Below are 16,567 nucleotides of genomic sequence, written 5' to 3'. Positions count from 1 at the left end.
TCAGTGATCAGGGGACGCTCGGAGCGACGACATCGACCTCTTCAGGCGCCGGCGCGGGTGTTTCGATCACTTTCGAGACCTGCTTGCCAACCGGCTTGCGGGCACTGGCGATGCGACTGGTCGAGCTCGCGAAGAGCTTGCCCTCGCCAACCGCGGGGATCGCCGCTGGCGGCACCGGGAAATCGTAGTTCACGGCCAACTTGCTGGCGCTGACCATGTGAATCACCGGCACCCCTCGCTTCATGAACCGCGTCATGACCGAGTCGATCGAGAGCGCCTTCGCCGAAGCCTCGAGGTTGAGACCGGGATGATAGGAGCGCTTGCCGATCGAACGACCGACCGACGCGGCGCCACCGCCGACATTGATGTAAGCCTTGATCTCGTGATCGTCGGCATGCCGGTCGATCAAGTCCATCCGTCGACGGATGGAATCCCCCAACGTCGTCTCATGCAGAAACGGCAATTGGTTGCGTTCGATCGCCGCCCGCAACATGTTCCGCGACTTGTCGTTGAAGTTGAGACCCTGGTCCTCGCGTCCGCCCAAGGAGGCGGCGACCGAGCGGAAAGAGATCAACTCCTTCTCGTGCAGGTACCGCTCGATGTCGAGCCAGGTCATCTCGGGAAAGTTCGCCCCGTATTGGGACGCGGAGGTGCTCGCGACGCAGACAGGATTGAGGTCGAGCGTCTCGATCGAGGCCGCGACACAGAGATTGAACGCGGGCAGCGAGCCGGTCCAGCCGACAGCGATCGTGTCCCCCTCCTTCACGCCAGCTTGTTTGAGCATCGACACCACGGCGGCGGCGAAGTTCGGGTTGGCCGAGGAACGCTTCGAAACCAGATTCCCACGCATGCTCGTTAGCGCCGTGTCCGCGGCGCCGATCAAACCGCTGCCGGTTGGGTCCAATTCGAGGTTGATCGGATAGCCCCGTTCAAGCCGGAGCTGCTTGACCGCTTTCATCAACTCGACCGCGTGTTCGGCCGCCTGGGTGAACTCGGCACTCGCGATGGCACGTGGAGCGCCCGCGAAAGCGCGCGGCGTCGGCATCACCAAGAACGCGGAAGTCAAAACAGCGGTCCGCAACATCGTCCGTCGAAGATAAGTCATGGCAACCTCATGCGGATGGTTTGAACCAGGTCCGACCCAAAGGGTACTGGGTGCGGCGCGGAGGATGGCAATCGGGGAGACAGCCACCGGAGGTTTGGCTGGGGAGCGATTCGCGGTGGAGCAGCGAACCACTCGACACTCAATCGTACCCCAACGCCGAGACATTTTCTAGTGGAGATGGACTTTGGCCCCCTTCCCGAGCGAGCGACCACGAAAGCATGCCCGCCGAACTCTCCTCGTGTCGCCCTTGGGCCGATCACTTCGACGAATTTTCTTGGAAGCTACGGCAAACGAGAGGATCCTACAGACGGAACCGCTCGGGCAAGCCCGCCGAGCGGACGCGATTTCGCGGTCTTTGCGGGCCTCGCGGCGGAAGGATGCGGAAGCTTTATCGCGAGTGACGACCGTTCCGGGAGACCTTCGAGCCCCTCGCTCTTGACACACGAGGACCATTGGCCATTTGACGACATCGCCCAAATTCCGACGATGAGTGACATTCGACACCACGCCGGTCACCCCGCGAACGCGATGCCCGAAAGGGGGCTCGCCTCGCCCAGGATCGGCGACTTAGCCAACAGAGGAGACCGATATGGCGGAAGCCCCGCAGAGTTCCCAGCAAGCTCAGAAGAGCGTGCAGCAGTTTCAGCAACTCCTTCCCCTGACGCTCGCAATCGCCGGCCTACCGACCAACGAACTCGGAAAGCATTTCAACGAAGACCAGATGGACGTCCGCTCGCAGCAGATCAAGACCGCCTACAAGATCGCCCGGCGCTTGATCAAGGACGTTTCGCAGTAGGCCAATCGCGTCCCCGAGCGACGATCCGCCTAGAGATCCAGGGTGCCACTTGCTGCTCGCCCGCCAGTGAGATCTAGCGACGATGACCCAATCGGGGACGGTCTCCCAGGGGGACGGTCTCCCGGAACATGCCGATCGGGTGAAACCTCCGAAGGGCCCTCGGAGTATCTTCTGTTGGAACATGCACGAACGGTACCGAGGATGTGCTGAGCGACGACCAGGACCTTGTCGACCGCTGCCTGGCTGGCGACGAAATTGCCTACCGCGATTTCGTCGAACGCTACCAGGAACTGATCCACGGCGTCTGCTACCGACTCCTGCGCGACCGGCACGAAGCCGAAGATGTCGCCCAGGAAGTCTTTCTGCGGGCGATTCGGGCGTTGGATCGTTGGGATTCGCGTCGACCGCTGCGCCCCTGGATCTTGACCATCGCCATCAATCGGTGTCGGACGTGCCTCGGACGCCGGGGACGACGCCCGACTCCCTCGGAGTACCCCGAGATGATCGCCGATCCACGCTCGGACTCCGGGGAGAGTCACCTTGACGCGAACGAGCTCGACACCGAAATTCGCGTCGCCGTCGACTCGCTGCGCGAGGACCAGCGCCAAGCCTTTCTGCTCTTCCACGAGCAGGGGCTCAGCTACGAGGAGATCAGCGATGCTTTGGCGACCCCTATCGGAACCCTCAAGACGTGGGTTCACCGTTCTCGCAAGCGGATACTGGATCATTTGAAAGACAAAGGGTTCGCCGAAGTCCTTCAGGCGGCCCTGGCATGTGGAGCCCCCCGCTCGACCGGGAGCCAAAGCGATGATGGATGACCAAACCTTCGAATCGGCGCTCAACGCGTGGTGGGATGAGCGCGACCATCTCAAGGATCCGAGCGGTCTCGAATCCCTCCCCGAGGAGTTGCGTCGCGAGATCGACCGCGATCCCCAGCGGCGCGATGACGCCCTGGCGTGGATCGGTCTGGCCCGGCGCGTTTCCTCCCTTCCCAAACCGGCGGTTCCCGGCGACTTCGCCGATCGCATCCTGGCGCAGCTTCCCACGAAGGCTCCCCGACGACGGGGTCCGGGCACGCGCCGGTTCGTCGCGGTGATCGGTGCCGTCGCCGCGGTGGCGGCGTGCCTGCTCGTTGTCGTCGCGTTGACTTCATCTCCCGACAGCGCCCCGAGCGACGTCGCGGTCGTCCCTCCCGAGACGCGACCGGGCGATGGTCCGCCGGAGACCCTCGAGCCCGAGATGCTCGTCGTCGATCTCCGACAAACCGGCGCGACCTACAGCAAGGCCTTCTGGGAACTCGTCGAAAGTCCGCTGGGAACGGAGGACTCCTCCAGCGCGACCGAGCGAGAGGATGACCACCCCGAAGCGACGGCCCTCTTCGTCGCCCCAGGCGCCTTGGATGAACTCCTCAAGGAAACCTCGGGCAACGCCGAACGCGTCCGAGCCAAGATGAGCCAACGACTCGCCCCCGTTCGTGAAACAACGTTCAGCGCCTTCTCCTTCCTCGGCGTGGGTGCCCCGCAGGTCCCGGAGGAACCGACCATATGAATCAGGTGTATGGGCGATGGCTCGCCGTGCCGTTTGTGTTCAGTCTGCTGCTCGCTCGTCCCTTGCTCGCGCCGGCGCTCGCCGAGCAGTCCTCGCTCGACAAGGTGTTGGCACTGGTGCCGTCCGACGTCGACGCCCTCCTGATCGCCGACGGCATCGCCGACGAGTACGCCGACTTGCGGCAATCCGCCTGGTGGAAGAACGCCGAGAAGCTCCCGATCGTCCAACAAGCTCTCCAATCGAAACCCGCCCGCAACGTCCGCTGGATGACCGCGATGATGCCGGCCTTCCTGGGCGTCACCCTCGAGCAATTGCGCGATGACGTCCTGGGCGAAGCGGCCGTCTTGGCCCTCTGGAAACGCGACCAGAAGGACCCGATCGGCGCCTTGATCGCCCGCGCTTCCGATGCCGAACTCCTCGCCAAGCTGATCGACACTCTCTCGGCCGAGCGTCCTGGACGCGAAGTCGACCAGCGCGCCTTTCGCGGCCAAGACTACGTCGAGACCCGCGAAGCCAACGGCAAGAAGGCCTACCTCTTCCAACGCGACGACATCGGCGTGATCGCCGGCGACGAGGAAGCGGTCCGCAAGATCATCGACACGATGCTCGACGGCCACGGCTTCGGCACCTCGTCCATCCGCGCGCGGCTGCGTCGAGCCCTGCCCGAGCAAGCCTTCCTTCGGCTCTACGTCAACCCGCGATCCCTCGACCATGCCCTCGACGAGGCACCTCCCTCTAACGACCCGTTCGAGCGGTTCCTCCTCCAGCGTCGCGAGGCGTGGGATCGTGTCGAATGGTTGGCCGCCACCATCTCTTCCAGTCCACGCTACGAACTCGGGCTTCACTTCGCGATCCGCTCGATGAAGCCCCCGGTTCCGACCTCGGCTTCGCTGGCGGCGTTCTGGGATCGCGTCGACGACTCGACCTTGATGGCGGTCCACATGATGTTGCCGATCAAGTCGGTCGTCGGCATTGTTGGCGAGGTCCAATCCGAGCGGGAGTCGCGCGAAGTCCGCGAAGCGATCCGTGTCATCTCCCAGTTTCTCGCCGGTTACTCGGTGCCCGATGTCTTGGACCACGTCGGCCCCAGTGTCGGCGGGATGATCGCGCCGGGCCAGCCGGGCCAGCCGCCGCGCGTGATGGGCGTCGTCGAACTTCGCGACGAGAAGCCGAGTACCCTCGGGGCCCTCCCCCTTTCGATGGCGTTGGAGAACAGCGGCGTCGCGGTCCTAGTCCTGATCGGCGTCGAACTCTCGCGCAAGGAGAAGACACCCTGGCGCGTCGAGCTGGAACTCTCCGAGGGAGAGCGGATTCACTATCTCCGTCGGCAGGAGGCACCCGGTTCCTGGCCGCAGCCGGCGCTCGCCGTCACCTCGCACCAACTTCTCTTCGGCAGTTCGCCGAAAGCACTAGCGCCCTGGCTCGGGGGGGAGAAGGAGTCGAGCGATCTGCCCGCGTGGTTCGCCCAGCACTTTCCCGCCGGCTTTCGCCCCATACTTTGGGTGAACGCCAGCGCCGTTCGGACCTACCTCGAGCGCGAGGGCGATCGTCTCCTCGTCTTGATCACCCGCGACGATCCCGAGCACAAGGAGCGCCTCGCCAAGCGTACCGGCCCGATCCTTTCGGTGATGGGCTTACTCGACCGTCTCGTCATCGGCGTCAACGTCACCTCCGAGGCCTACCATCTCACCATGACCCTCTTTCCCACCCCCGCCGAGTCCTGACTTGCGTCGGGCGGGTCTTGACTAGTTCTTAGTTAGGGTAGGTCTTGATTGAAACTGAGGTGGGGTGGGTCTTGACCCACCATTCTCCCTTCCGGGTAGCCCAGGTTGCTCCGCTACCGGGGCGGCGAAGCACGCAAGAAGTCTCGGGAAACACCACCATCCGCCATTCCAACTTGCTCGCTCGCGTTCCGACACGGAAGGATGCATCCACAGAGATCGCAGCGACCGCAGCGTTGGTCACCGAGGAGTCTTCCCACCAACACCCTCTCCCCGTGGGAGAGGGAAGCTCGCGCAGCGAGCAGGATGAGGGGTTCAATCAGCCCGTTGTCTATTCGCTGCCGGTTGAACACATCAGATCGCGAGAGGGAACTCCGCGCACTCCGTTCGCCAATCCCGCCTTCCTCGCAAGTGATCCATCGAACCCACGCCGCATTTGGGTTAGAATGCCAGTCGACGTTAGAAGAACGGTGTGAGGGGAGGAGACCGACATGCCGAAGAGTGTCACGGTGTGCGACGAGACGATGACCGGCAACATGTTGCACCAGCGGACGATCGACCTACCCGGACATCGCATCACGATCCGCGAGCTGATCCGCAACCGTGTCTTCCAAGAGGTTCGCGACTTCAACGAGAACCAACCCGACGACTACAACGGCCTGGTCCAGCCCAGCGACGCCGAGCCGACCGAAGGCGGTTGTCGGCTCCGCATTCCCCGCAAAATCAACTGGAGACAACAATACGAGCGAGCCGTCTCGGCCTTCCGTTCCAAGCAGATCCTCATCGTCGTCGACGACCGCCAAGTCGACTCGCTCCACGACGAGGTTCGCATCACCGCCGACACCCGCGTCTCCTTCTTCAGACTAGCGCCGCTGGTCGCGGGATGAACGACGTTGGATGCCATGCCTCAATGTCCCCCTTTGTCGAAGGAGGGGATGGAGAGGGTCTCTTCGTTCCTCGTCCAAGGAACAATGGCTCATCGAATGAACAACGGCAGGCAGTGGCCTGCCCTACGTAGAGAACAATCGCAAGCTGCCCTATTTAGTGCTCATGAGGCATCGCTACGGAGCCGCAAACACGGCGGCACCACGTAGCCTGGTGGCGTAAGCCCCAGGAAATCCCGCCTCGCAGCTTCCGCCTTCTTGGCCACCCCCGGTTGCTTCGCTACCGGGGCGTGCGCAGCACGCAAGAAGTCATGGAAAGGATGTCCATCCGCGCACAGTTCGCCTTACCCGTTTTGCCTTCCGCTCAAGGCCTCCAGCGCCTTCGTTTTGCCTTCCGCTCAAAGCCTCCAGCGCCTTCGTTCTGCCTTCCGCTCAAAGCCTCCAGTAAGCCCCAGGAAATCCCGCCCCGCAACTTCCGCCTTCTTGGCCACCCCCGGTTGCTTCGCTACCGGGGCGTGCGCAGCACGCAAGAAGTCATGGAAAGGATGTCCATCCGCGCACAGTTCGCCTTACCCGTTTTGCCTTCCGCTCAAGGCCTCCAGCGCCTTCGGCGCCCCGGTAGCGAAGCAACCGGGGGTAGCCGGGAGAGGTCTTTCTCTCAAGACAAGAAGTCATGGAAAGGATGCCCATCCGCGTACAGCTCGCCTTACCCGCTTTGCCTTCCGCTCAAGGCCTCCAGCGCCTTCGGCGCCCCGGTAGCGAAGCAACCGGGGGTAGCCGGGATGGTGGTCCATCAATCGACCACCATCCTCACTTCTCCGGTTCGGCTTGCTTGATCTCTTTCGTGTTCGACGTGCGGGCGTTGGGGTGGCAGTAGCAGCTCGCGACGGGGGCGACGTCGGAACGCGACCAGGCTTTCTTGACCTGAGCGGCGAGCTTGTCGGCCTTGGCGGTCTTGCCCTGCTTGCGGAGGGACTGCTCGAGCCCCAAGAGCGACCAGGCGTTGTTCGGATGACGCACCAGGTCGGCGCGATAGACCTCCTCGGCCTCGGCGTCGCGACCGTCCGCGAGCAGCAGAGCCCCAAGAGCATGTCGCACCGGTTGCATCCAGCCCGGCGGCTCGTCGTAGCGGAGCATCTCCTCCATCGCGACCGCCTTTCGTAGCCGTTTGAAGGCCTTCTTCGTCTTGCCCTCGCGAAAGAGAATCTCCCCCATCGCCATCGTCCGGGCGATCGCGATCACCTCTTCGGCCTTGTTGTTGCCCATCTTCCACTCGTCGGTCAGCTTGGACGCGACCTCGTCGAGTTGGTCGATCTCGTCGCGTGCTTGATGCGTCTTGCCGAGCGCCGCCAATGCCACCGCGCGGGCGAAGTGCCACTCGGCCCGGCTGAAGAGACGCTTCGTTGGCGGTTCGGGCTCGGCGAGGATCTCGTGCCACTTGCCGAAGCGGATCATCACGTAGAGCGACGTCGGCATGAAGCCGTCGGCGAGCGTGACGTACTTCTCGAGAAACTGCGGCGGGATGCTTTCCTCGATCTTGCGGGCCGATTCGAGAGCCAGGTCGTAGCGGCCCTCCATCATTGCGGCATACGCGAGGAAGTGGACGTTGTGCAGAAAGTAGAGGCTGTAGAAGTCGGGCTCGGGTGCCTTCGCAAAGTAGGACTCGTCCGCCTTGATCGCTCGCTCGTTGGCGTCGGCCGCATCGCCGTAACGACCGACGCGAATGTAAATGTGCGAGGGCATGTGGACGAGATGCCCCGAGCCGGGCACCATCTCGCGAAGACGCTCGGCAGAAGGAACCCCCTTCTCCGGCCAGGGCGAGGCCTCGATGGCGTGGATGTAGAAGTGATTCGCGCCGGGGTGCTCGGGCATCTTCGCGAGGGTCCGTTCCAACACCGCGACGATCTCGAGCGTCCTCCCCTTCGGGGCCCCCTCGTGCGTCCAGAGGTCCCACGGTTGGAGGTTCATCAGCGACTCGGCATAGAGAGCGCCGACGTCGGGGTCATTGGGGAAGCGGTGCCAGACCGACTCCATCGCGTCGGCATAAGCCTGGTCGAGCGACGAGCGGTCCTCTGGCACGGGCAACGCGTATCGCTTGCTCACCGCTTCGACGAGAGCCTTCTCGACGGGGGCCTCGTTGTCGAGGGCATTCATCGCTTTGGTGGCGGCTTCATGGGCGAGCTTGCTCTGTTCCTCGGTCATCTCCGGGTTGTTGATGTGAAGGCCACGGGCATAGGCCGAGCCCCACCACGCCATGGCGCAGGAGGGATCGATCTCGGCGGCTTTCTCGAAGGAGCGGATCGCCTCGTCGTGGTTGTAACCGTAGAGGAGCTGGATTCCCTGGTTGAACCACCGTTGGGCGTCGTCGGAATCGGTGGTGACTTTGCGGGTGTAGCCATCAAATCCGGGGTAGAGGTTGGCGCTTGGGGGGTCAATCTGAGAAGATAGCTCGCCGGCCACCGCCGAGCGGACGGGGTCCTTCTTGGTTTTTTGGCTGGCCGTGCTGGGTGACTCGTCGGCGCTGACGAGGAACGTCCCTCCGAAGAGTGCCAGTGTTCCCACGAGCAATCGTGGCATGAAGTGCCTCCTTACCTAGCGGATTTCGAGGGCGTCCCGGGCCCTTCGCCGGGAAAGAGCGATCTCCCCACGGCGGGGTTCGCCCCAACAGTCACCCCCAACCGCTCGCATGCCGGCGGAGGCGATGATATTCTGGGGACCGCTCGATCCCAGGACTGATCTTACCGTTTGCGCTTCGGGCCGTCTGGCCCGACATTTTAAGCTAGGAGTTCACGTTAGCCGATGCCCACGACTCGATGCTTGTTCCCCGTCCCCGCGCTGTTGGTCTTGGCTTGTCTTGCCGCCGAGGTGGCGACTGCCGTCGAGCCTCCCAACGCGTCGAAAAAGACATCGAAGGTGATCAAAAACGATGCAAAAGCGTCCAAAACGGCGCCCAAATCGTCCGAAAACGAGCACAATCCGACCAAATCGGGCAAGAAAGCGCCGAGAAAAGCGCCCACGAAACAGATGTCGCCCGAAGACGAGGCTCGCGCCGTCATGAAGGCGCTGCGCAAGCCCGAGGGGATGACGCTGGAGCTATTCGCTCATCGTCCGATGCTCGAGAATCCCGTCGCGATCGGCCTGGACAAGGACAATCGCGTCTACGTCGTCGAGACCCACCGGATGCGGCGCGGCGTCCCCGAAAACCGCGGCTTCGGCACCTTCTTCCTCGACGAGGACCTGCAAATCGGGACCGTCGATGAACGACTGGCCCTCTACAAGAAATGGGCCGACAAGTTCGACGGCGGGATGGGATGGTTTTCCAGTCATGGCGAACAGATTCGCCTGCTCGAGGACACCGACGGCGACGGCTTCGCGGAAAAGACTTCCCTCTTCGCCGAGGGCTTCAACGACCCGCTCGACGGCACCGCTTCAGGCGTGCTGATTCGCGACGGCGATGTCTACTTCGCGTGCATCCCCAATCTGTGGCTGCTGCGCGATACCGACGGCGACGACAAAGCCGACGAAAAGAAGGTCCTGCACCGTGGCTACGGCGTCAACATCGCCTTCATCGGTCACGACCTGCATGGGCTGACTTGGGGACCCGACGGCAAGCTCTACTTCTCCGTCGGCGATCGCGGTTTCCATATCGAACGCCCCGACGGCAAGGTTCTCGCGGCCCCGCGCCGCGGAGCGGTCTTCCGCTGCAATCGCGATGGCAGCGATCTCGAGGTCGTCGCCCGCGGCATGCGCAACCCGCAGGAACTCGTCTTCGACCGCTTCGGCAACCTCTTCGCCGACGACAACAACTGCGACAAGGGGGACAAGGGCCGACTCGTCTACGTCGTCGAGGGGGGCGACAGCGGCTGGGACATGGCTTACCAAACCATCGAGGAGCCCTACCTGACAGGACCATGGCACCGAGAGAAGATGTGGCACCCGCATCACGCGGGCCAACCGGCTTGGCTCTTGCCGACGATCGGCTGGATCGGCACCGGCCCGGCGGGCTTTTTCGGCAACCCGGGCGTCGGTCTAAGTGACCGCTACGACGACTACTTCTTCATGTGCAACTTCACCGGCAACGGCGGCATCGAGGCGTTCGGCCTCGAACCGAAAGGAGCCGCGTTCGCGATCAAGGACTACCACGACTTCTTCAAGCCGCTTCGGGCCAGCGACGCCGACATGGGCTACGACGGCAAGATCTACGTCGCCGACTTCGGCTCCATCCAATGGGAAAAGAACGGCGGCGCCAACAGCCACCTCTACACCCTCTTCGATCCCGAGCGGATCAAGGACAAGGCCGTCCTCGAAACCAAGGAACTCTTCGCCAACGGCTTTGACAAGCTGAGCGACGAACGGCTCGTCGAACTCCTTGGCCATCCCGACATGCGGGTCCGGCAGCGGGCTCAGTTCACTCTCGCCGATCGGGGCGAAGCCTCCGCGGAGAAGTTCCTCCCCGTCGCCCTCTCCTCCACCAACCGCATGGCCCGGATCCACGGCATCTGGGGCATCGGCCAGCTCGCTCAGACGAACCCCGAACTCCTCACCCCCCTCGCCGCCTTGCTCGACGACGACGACATGGAGATCCGCGTCCAAGTCTTGCGAACAATCGGCTGGGCCAAGCGAACCGATCTTGGTGACAAGGTGACGGCACTCTTGAGCGATCCCGAGCCGCGCATCAAGTTCCTCGCCGCGATCACCCTCGGCAAGTTGGGCCACCACGCCGCGATGGACGACGTCTTCGCGATGATCAAGCAGAACAACGACCAGGATCCCTACCTGCGACACGCGGGTGTCATGGCGCTGCTCGGCATGAACGATCCCGACGCGGTCCACGCCAGGGCTCACGACAAGAGCCCAGCCGTTCGGATGGCGGCCCTGCTCGTCGAACGTCGCAACCACGACCCGAGGATTGTCGAGTTCCTCTACGACGAGGAGCCGCTGGTGGTCACCGAGGCGGCGCGGGCGATCAACGACTTGCCGATCGAGCAGGGAACTCCCGCCCTGGCCCGCATTCTCGAACGATTCACTCAGCGACCGACGGGGGACTACGAACCTCTCGTACGCCGGATCATCAACGCGAACTTCCGCCTCGGCGCCAAGGAGAACGCCCAGGCCCTCGCGTCGATCGTCTCCAACCCGAACTTCTCCGAGGTGATGCGTCGCGAGGCGCTCGCGGCTCTCGCCGATTGGGAGAAGCCGTCGCAGCGCGATCGCGTCACGGGCAAGTGGCGGGCTCTTCCCGAGCGCGACGGGGCGATCGTTCGCGACGTCCTCAACGAATCGATCACCAAGATCCTCTCGACCACTTCGGGCAACCTTCAAACCGATGTCGCCAAGCTGATCGGCAAGTACGACGTCAACGTCGACAACGATACCTTCTTCGCCTGGATCGCCGACGACGATCGCGCCGCGTCGACCCGCATCGCGGCGCTTCAGCTCCTTCACGATCGGAAGTATCCGAAGCTCGACGAGGCGGTCTCGATCTCGCTCGAGGATTCCCAACCGCTGCTTCGCGCAGCCGCCCGCGATGTCGTCGCCAAGACCGACCCCGAGCGAGCGGTCAACCTGCTCGAGGAGGTCCTTACCAGCGGCGATGCCACGACCGCCGAGAAACAACTCGCGTTCGTCACCCTCGCGGGCACCCAGTCCCCAGAGGCCGACCGGATCCTCGCGGCGTGGATGCAAGAACTCGTCGGCGGCTCGGTCCCGCGCGAGCTTCGTCTCGATCTCCGGGAAGCGGCCCATCAGCGGGCGACGCCCGCGCTGGCGTCGTCACTGGCCGAGGCGTCGAAGTCGCTGAAGGAAGGCGATCTATTGACCCGGTTCGACGAGTGTCTCTCCGGCGGCAATGCCGAACGGGGTCGGGCGATCTTCGTTGGGCACCGCGACGGCCAGTGTATTCGTTGTCACCAGATCCGCGGGCAAGGCGGCACGGCGGGTCCCGATCTGTCGAAGTCGAAGCAGATCGCCGATCGGCGTCACGTCCTCGAGTCGCTGCTCGATCCCAACGCGAAGATCGCCGAGGGCTTCGGCACGATCAGCCTCGTCTTGGACGACGGCGACGTCATCGCCGGAACGGTCAAGTCGGAGGAGGACGGCACCATCGAGTTGATCACCCCGGAAGGCAAGGTCCTTCGCGTGCCTCTCGACCGGGTCGACGAGCGATCCTCGCCCAAGTCGCTGATGCCGACGATGGAGAAGTCGCTCTCCCGCCGCGAACTTCGCGACGTGATCGAGTATCTCTCGACGCTGCCCAAGAGCTAAGTCTTGTCGGGTCGGTCCGCAGCCTCTCTTGTAGGTCAGGCATTGTCTGACTCTTCGCAAACTGGGCCTGCTGCCCATCGGCAACCCCGAGAGACACCGAAGATGGTGGGTCAAGACCCACCCTACTTGGCTCCCGATTCCAACAACGCGGCCACCATGTCCGCCCATCGCCGGCAACCGCAACGCCGTGATCCCGATTTCCGGCAACGCCGTGATCCCGATTTCCGGCAACGCCGTGATCCCGATTCCGACAACGCGGTGATCCCGATTCCGACAACGCCGTGATCCCGATTCCGACAACGCCGTGATCCCGATCCCGGCAACGCGGTGATCCCGATTCCGGCAACGGCAACGCGGTGATCCCATTTTCCGACAACGGCAACGCGGCGTGATCCCGATTTCCGGCAACGGCAACGCCGTTGAACAACACAGCCCAGGGTCGCGCAGCGCACCCTGGGTCGCCGTGGTCCCCCAATCCAAACCCCGAAGCGGGTTTGACACGTGTTGCGTTGTGCCAACAAATCACCGGCCGTCACGGCGGTGGTCGAACGCTTTCAGCGTTCCGAATGTTATTTCCACGTCACCCAGGGTGCGCGAAGCGCGACCCTGGGCTGTGATGTCGCATCCCTTCAGGATGCTTGGGAGACGACAACGGCAACGCGGTGATTCCATTTTCCGACAACGGCAACGCGGCGTGATCCGATTTTCCGACAACGGCAACGCGGTGATCCCATTTTCCGACAACGGCAACGCCGTGATCCCATTTTCCGGCAACGGCAACGCCGTTGAACAACACAGCCCAGGGTCGCGCAGCGCACCCTGGGTCGCCGTGATCCCCCAATCCAAACCCCGAAGCGGGTTTGACACGTGTTGCGTTGTGCCAACAAATCACCGGCCGTCACGGCGGTGGTCGAACGCTTTCAGCGTTCCGAATGTTATTTCCACGTCACCCAGGGTGCGCGAAGCGCGACCCTGGGCTGTGATGTCGCATCCCTTCAGGATGCTTGGGAGACGACAACGGCAACGCGGTGATCCCATTTTCCGGCAACGGCAACGCGGCGATCCCGATTCCGACAACGCCGTGATCCCGATTCCGACAACGCCGTGATCCCGATTTCCGACAACGCGGTGATCCCGATTTCCGGCAACGCGGTGATCCCGATTTCCGGCAACGGCAACGCCGTTGAACAACACAGCCCAGGGTCGCGCAGCGCACCCTGGGTCGCCGTGGTCCCCCAATCCAAACCCCGAAGCGGGTTTGACACGTGTTGCGTTGTGTCAACAAATCATCGGCCGTCACGGCGGTGGTCGAACGCTTTCAGCGTTCCGAATGTTATTTCCACTTCACCCAGGGTGCGCGAAGCGCCACCCTGGGCTGTGATGTCGCATCCCTTCAGGATGCCCTGTAGGTGGTCAACCAGGTCATAAGAAACACGAACGCTCGTTGGTTCCCACCAAGGAATGCCAGGAAGTCGTGACGCTGCTGCCGAAGACCTGCCGGCGTTGCGACTTGGCCGGTTGCCGAGGAGATCGAAGACGTCGTCGATCGCGGCCTCCTGGTTAGCACGTCGAATCTCAAGCAAGAAGAGCGCGACGGTCCCACATCAGTCATGGTCGTTTAGCTGGCGTCATCCCCTTCGCGGCACGGCAATGTGGATCCATCGGTTGGATCAATCCTTCGCCAAGCGGTACACTAGCAGTTCGTTGATTTAAGCGGGCCAAGGCGAGAACGAGCCATGTTGGCCAAGATCAAGGAGAAGAAACGGAGGCGAATCCGTGGATTCGTCGAGTCTCGAAAACCTCGTCGGTCAGGTATTGCCTGACTCTTCGCAACGTGGGCCCCGTGGCCCATAGGCAACCCCGAGAGACGCCGAACATGGTGGGTCAAGACCCACCCTACGAGTCGTTTGTGTCGGGCAATGGCCTGACCGACGTGAAGTCCCTGCCAAGTTCCCCAACCCCTTGAGAAGGATACCTGACAACGATGCCCTCCAATCCGACGCTTCTGACTTCTCTGCTTCTTCTCCTACCAACAGCGCTCTGCGCGTCCGAGCCCCCCAAACCGAACATCATCCTGGCGATGGCCGACGACCAAGGCTGGGGCGATACGAGCTACAACGGCCACGAGATCCTCAAGACGCCAATCATGGATGAGATGGCGGAGACGGGCCTGCGCCTGGACCGCTTCTACGCGGCCGCGCCGGTCTGTTCGCCAACGCGGGGTAGCGTCATGACGGGACGGCATCCCAATCGTTTCGGCTGCTTCGTCTGGGGATCGACGCTCCGTCCGCAAGAGATCACCGTCGCCGAGGCCCTCAAGACCGCCGGCTACACCACCGGGCACTTCGGCAAGTGGCACCTCGGGTCGGTCCAAGCCGACAGCCCCGTGTCACCTGGTAAGAGCGGCTTCGACGAGTGGGTCTCGAGCCCGAATTTCTACGAGAACGATCCCCTCTTCAGCCACAACGGCAAGGTGATCGAAACCAAGGGCGAAAGCTCGCGGGTCACCGTCGACGCGGCCCTCGATTTCATTCGCTCGGCAAACGATCGCAAGCAGCCCTTCCTCGCGGTGATCTGGTTCGGCAATCCGCACAGTCCGCACGAGGCCCTCGACGAGTTGCGCGAGCCGTACAAGGACCAGCCGCTCAAGGACCAGCACTACTACGGCGAGATGGCCGGGATCGACCAAGCGATGGGGCATCTTCGAACGGAACTGCGTTCCCTCGGGATCGCCGAGAACACGCTGGTGTGGTACACGAGCGACAATGGCTCGCGGGCTCCGGGGTCGACCGGCGGCCTGCGTGGGCACAAGGGCCAACTCTGGGAAGGGGGCATTCGCGTCCCCTCGATCATCGAGTGGCCGGCGGTCATCAAAAAGCCGAGTCGCAGCGACTTCCCCTGCGGCACCATCGACATCTATCCGACGGTCCTGCAAGTCGCGGGCGTCACGATGCCCCACCAGCCGAAGCTCGATGGCGAGAGCCTCTTGCCGTTGATCGAGGGCGAGGCGATGCCGAAACGTGCCCCGCTCGGTTTTTGGACCTACCCACAAAAGGGAAGCCCGATGCGAAGTCACGAGATGCTCGAGGAACTCGCGAAGCAGCAGCTCCAGGGCATCGCGCCGAAGGAGACTCCCCATGCGAACGCGGGTGACTTGTCGACGCAATACGCCACCGACGATCGCCAGGGCGACGCGGCGCTCATCGATGGCGACTACAAGCTCCATCGGATGACGAACAAGAAGTCGGGCAAGACGCATTACGAACTGTACAACCTCACGAGCGATCAATCCGAGACGAAGGACATCGCTAAGAAAGAGCCGAAACGCACGAAGAGCATGAAGGCATCCCTCGAGGCCTGGCAACGCAGTGTGATCGACAGCCTCAACGGAAAGGACTATCAGTAGGTTGATGTTCAACCCACGCTTGGGAATGGTTGGAATCGACCGGCGTTCGTGAGTTAGGCTATTGTCTGATCCAACAACCGGCGAACCTCGCTCGCCACGAACGAGGAGGGTCGATTGCCGGGCGGCAAGTATGCCAACCGATTCTTCCGGACGGGCAGTGGCACTTACTCGCAGCGAGGTATCTCATGGATCCCATCACCACCAAGCCACTCGTGGACCCGAGCCTCATCGAACTCCTCAACGCTCACGACATGCTTGAGTTCCTGGGGCTCGGCATCGCAATGATCTTGGGAAGCATCATCGTCATCTGTTGCTTTGTGGTTTCGAACTGGCGAAGCGACCGACGACATCAGCGAGATGTGGCTCTCAAGCAAGAATTGCTTGATCGCGGCTTGTCGGCCGACGAGATCGTTCGGATTGTCGAAGCCAATTCCGAACCACCCGCGAAGTGCGGTTAGCGACGATGGTGGGTCGTTTCCTCGTCGGTCAGACATTCCTCCCCTCAGCCGCGTGGGAGAGGGGAACAAGAGGCTCAGTCTCCCACGGAGAGAGGTCGACGCTCGTCGTCAGCGAGTTGGGGGGGGACGAGTCTTCCTGAAAACAAAGCTGTTCGCTGAAAGAGAACCCCCTCACCCCTAACCCCTCTCCCACAGGGAGAGGGGAACAAGAGGCTCACTCTCCCACAGGGAGAAGAGGGGAACAAGAGGTTCAGTCTCCCACGGAGAGAGGTCGACGCTCGTCGTCAGCGAGTGGGGGGGACGAGTCTTCCTGAAAACAAAGCTGTTCGCTGAAAGAGAACCCCCTCACCCCTAACCCCTCTCCCACAGGGAGAGGGGAACAAGA

11 protein-coding genes are annotated in these 16,567 nt (G+C 62.8%); 9 read left to right on the top strand and 2 right to left on the bottom strand.

The genetic code is table 11. From position 1 onward, the window contains the following. Positions 1–7 precede the first annotated feature (7 nt). Entirely contained in the window at positions 8–1,105 is a 1,098-nt protein-coding gene (gene pgsW / locus Pan216_RS06430; RefSeq protein WP_419193331.1) for a poly-gamma-glutamate system protein, read from the bottom strand. A 589-nt stretch (positions 1,106–1,694) separates the two neighbouring features. Between pgsW and Pan216_RS06425 the strand changes: the two genes are divergently transcribed. From Pan216_RS06425 to Pan216_RS06405, 5 genes are all read left to right on the top strand, one after another. Then, on the top strand, positions 1,695–1,901 hold the full coding sequence (locus tag Pan216_RS06425; RefSeq protein ID WP_145256429.1) for a hypothetical protein: 207 nt from the start codon (positions 1,695–1,697) through the stop codon (positions 1,899–1,901). 203 nt (positions 1,902–2,104) lie between these two features. Next, positions 2,105–2,719 (top strand): RNA polymerase sigma factor, encoded by a 615-nt coding sequence (locus tag Pan216_RS06420; protein WP_419193330.1) that lies wholly within the window; start codon positions 2,105–2,107, stop codon positions 2,717–2,719. Next, on the top strand, positions 2,709–3,449 hold the full coding sequence (locus Pan216_RS06415) for a hypothetical protein (RefSeq protein ID WP_145256426.1): 741 nt from the start codon (positions 2,709–2,711) through the stop codon (positions 3,447–3,449). The genes Pan216_RS06420 and Pan216_RS06415 overlap by 11 nt, the downstream gene beginning before the upstream one ends. Continuing rightward, positions 3,446–5,173: a hypothetical protein gene (locus tag Pan216_RS06410; RefSeq protein WP_145256423.1), complete on the top strand. Its 1,728-nt coding sequence runs from the start codon at positions 3,446–3,448 to the stop codon at positions 5,171–5,173. The genes Pan216_RS06415 and Pan216_RS06410 overlap by 4 nt, the downstream gene beginning before the upstream one ends. A 488-nt stretch (positions 5,174–5,661) precedes the next feature. Beyond that, positions 5,662–6,057, top strand: coding sequence for a hypothetical protein (locus tag Pan216_RS06405; protein WP_145256420.1), 396 nt, complete (start codon positions 5,662–5,664; stop codon positions 6,055–6,057). An 807-nt stretch (positions 6,058–6,864) separates the two neighbouring features. Here Pan216_RS06405 and Pan216_RS06400 read toward each other — a convergent pair. Beyond that, a complete protein-coding gene (locus Pan216_RS06400) occupies positions 6,865–8,631 on the bottom strand; it encodes a tetratricopeptide repeat protein (RefSeq protein WP_145256418.1) in 1,767 nt (588 codons plus the stop codon). Between the two features lie 222 nt (positions 8,632–8,853). Here Pan216_RS06400 and Pan216_RS06395 point away from each other — a divergent pair, with 222 nt between their 5' ends. The 4 genes from Pan216_RS06395 (at position 8,854) to Pan216_RS06380 (ending at position 16,182) form a co-directional block, all read left to right on the top strand. Then, positions 8,854–12,318 (top strand): PVC-type heme-binding CxxCH protein, encoded by a 3,465-nt coding sequence (locus Pan216_RS06395; protein ID WP_145256415.1) that lies wholly within the window; start codon positions 8,854–8,856, stop codon positions 12,316–12,318. Positions 12,319–12,420: 102 nt separating this feature from the next. Beyond that, entirely contained in the window at positions 12,421–12,603 is a 183-nt protein-coding gene (locus Pan216_RS06390; protein WP_145256412.1) for a hypothetical protein, read from the top strand. A 1,699-nt stretch (positions 12,604–14,302) separates the two neighbouring features. Continuing rightward, positions 14,303–15,724: a sulfatase-like hydrolase/transferase gene (locus Pan216_RS06385; protein WP_145256409.1), complete on the top strand. Its 1,422-nt coding sequence runs from the start codon at positions 14,303–14,305 to the stop codon at positions 15,722–15,724. Between the two features lie 185 nt (positions 15,725–15,909). After that, positions 15,910–16,182 (top strand): hypothetical protein, encoded by a 273-nt coding sequence (locus Pan216_RS06380; RefSeq protein WP_145256405.1) that lies wholly within the window; start codon positions 15,910–15,912, stop codon positions 16,180–16,182. Positions 16,183–16,567: the final 385 nt, after the last annotated feature.

It is taken from the genome of Kolteria novifilia, assembly GCA_007748055.1.
Taxonomy (GTDB): Bacteria; Planctomycetota; Planctomycetia; order Kolteriales; family Kolteriaceae; genus Kolteria; species Kolteria novifilia.
This window is presented reverse-complemented; position numbering and strand designations above follow the sequence as displayed.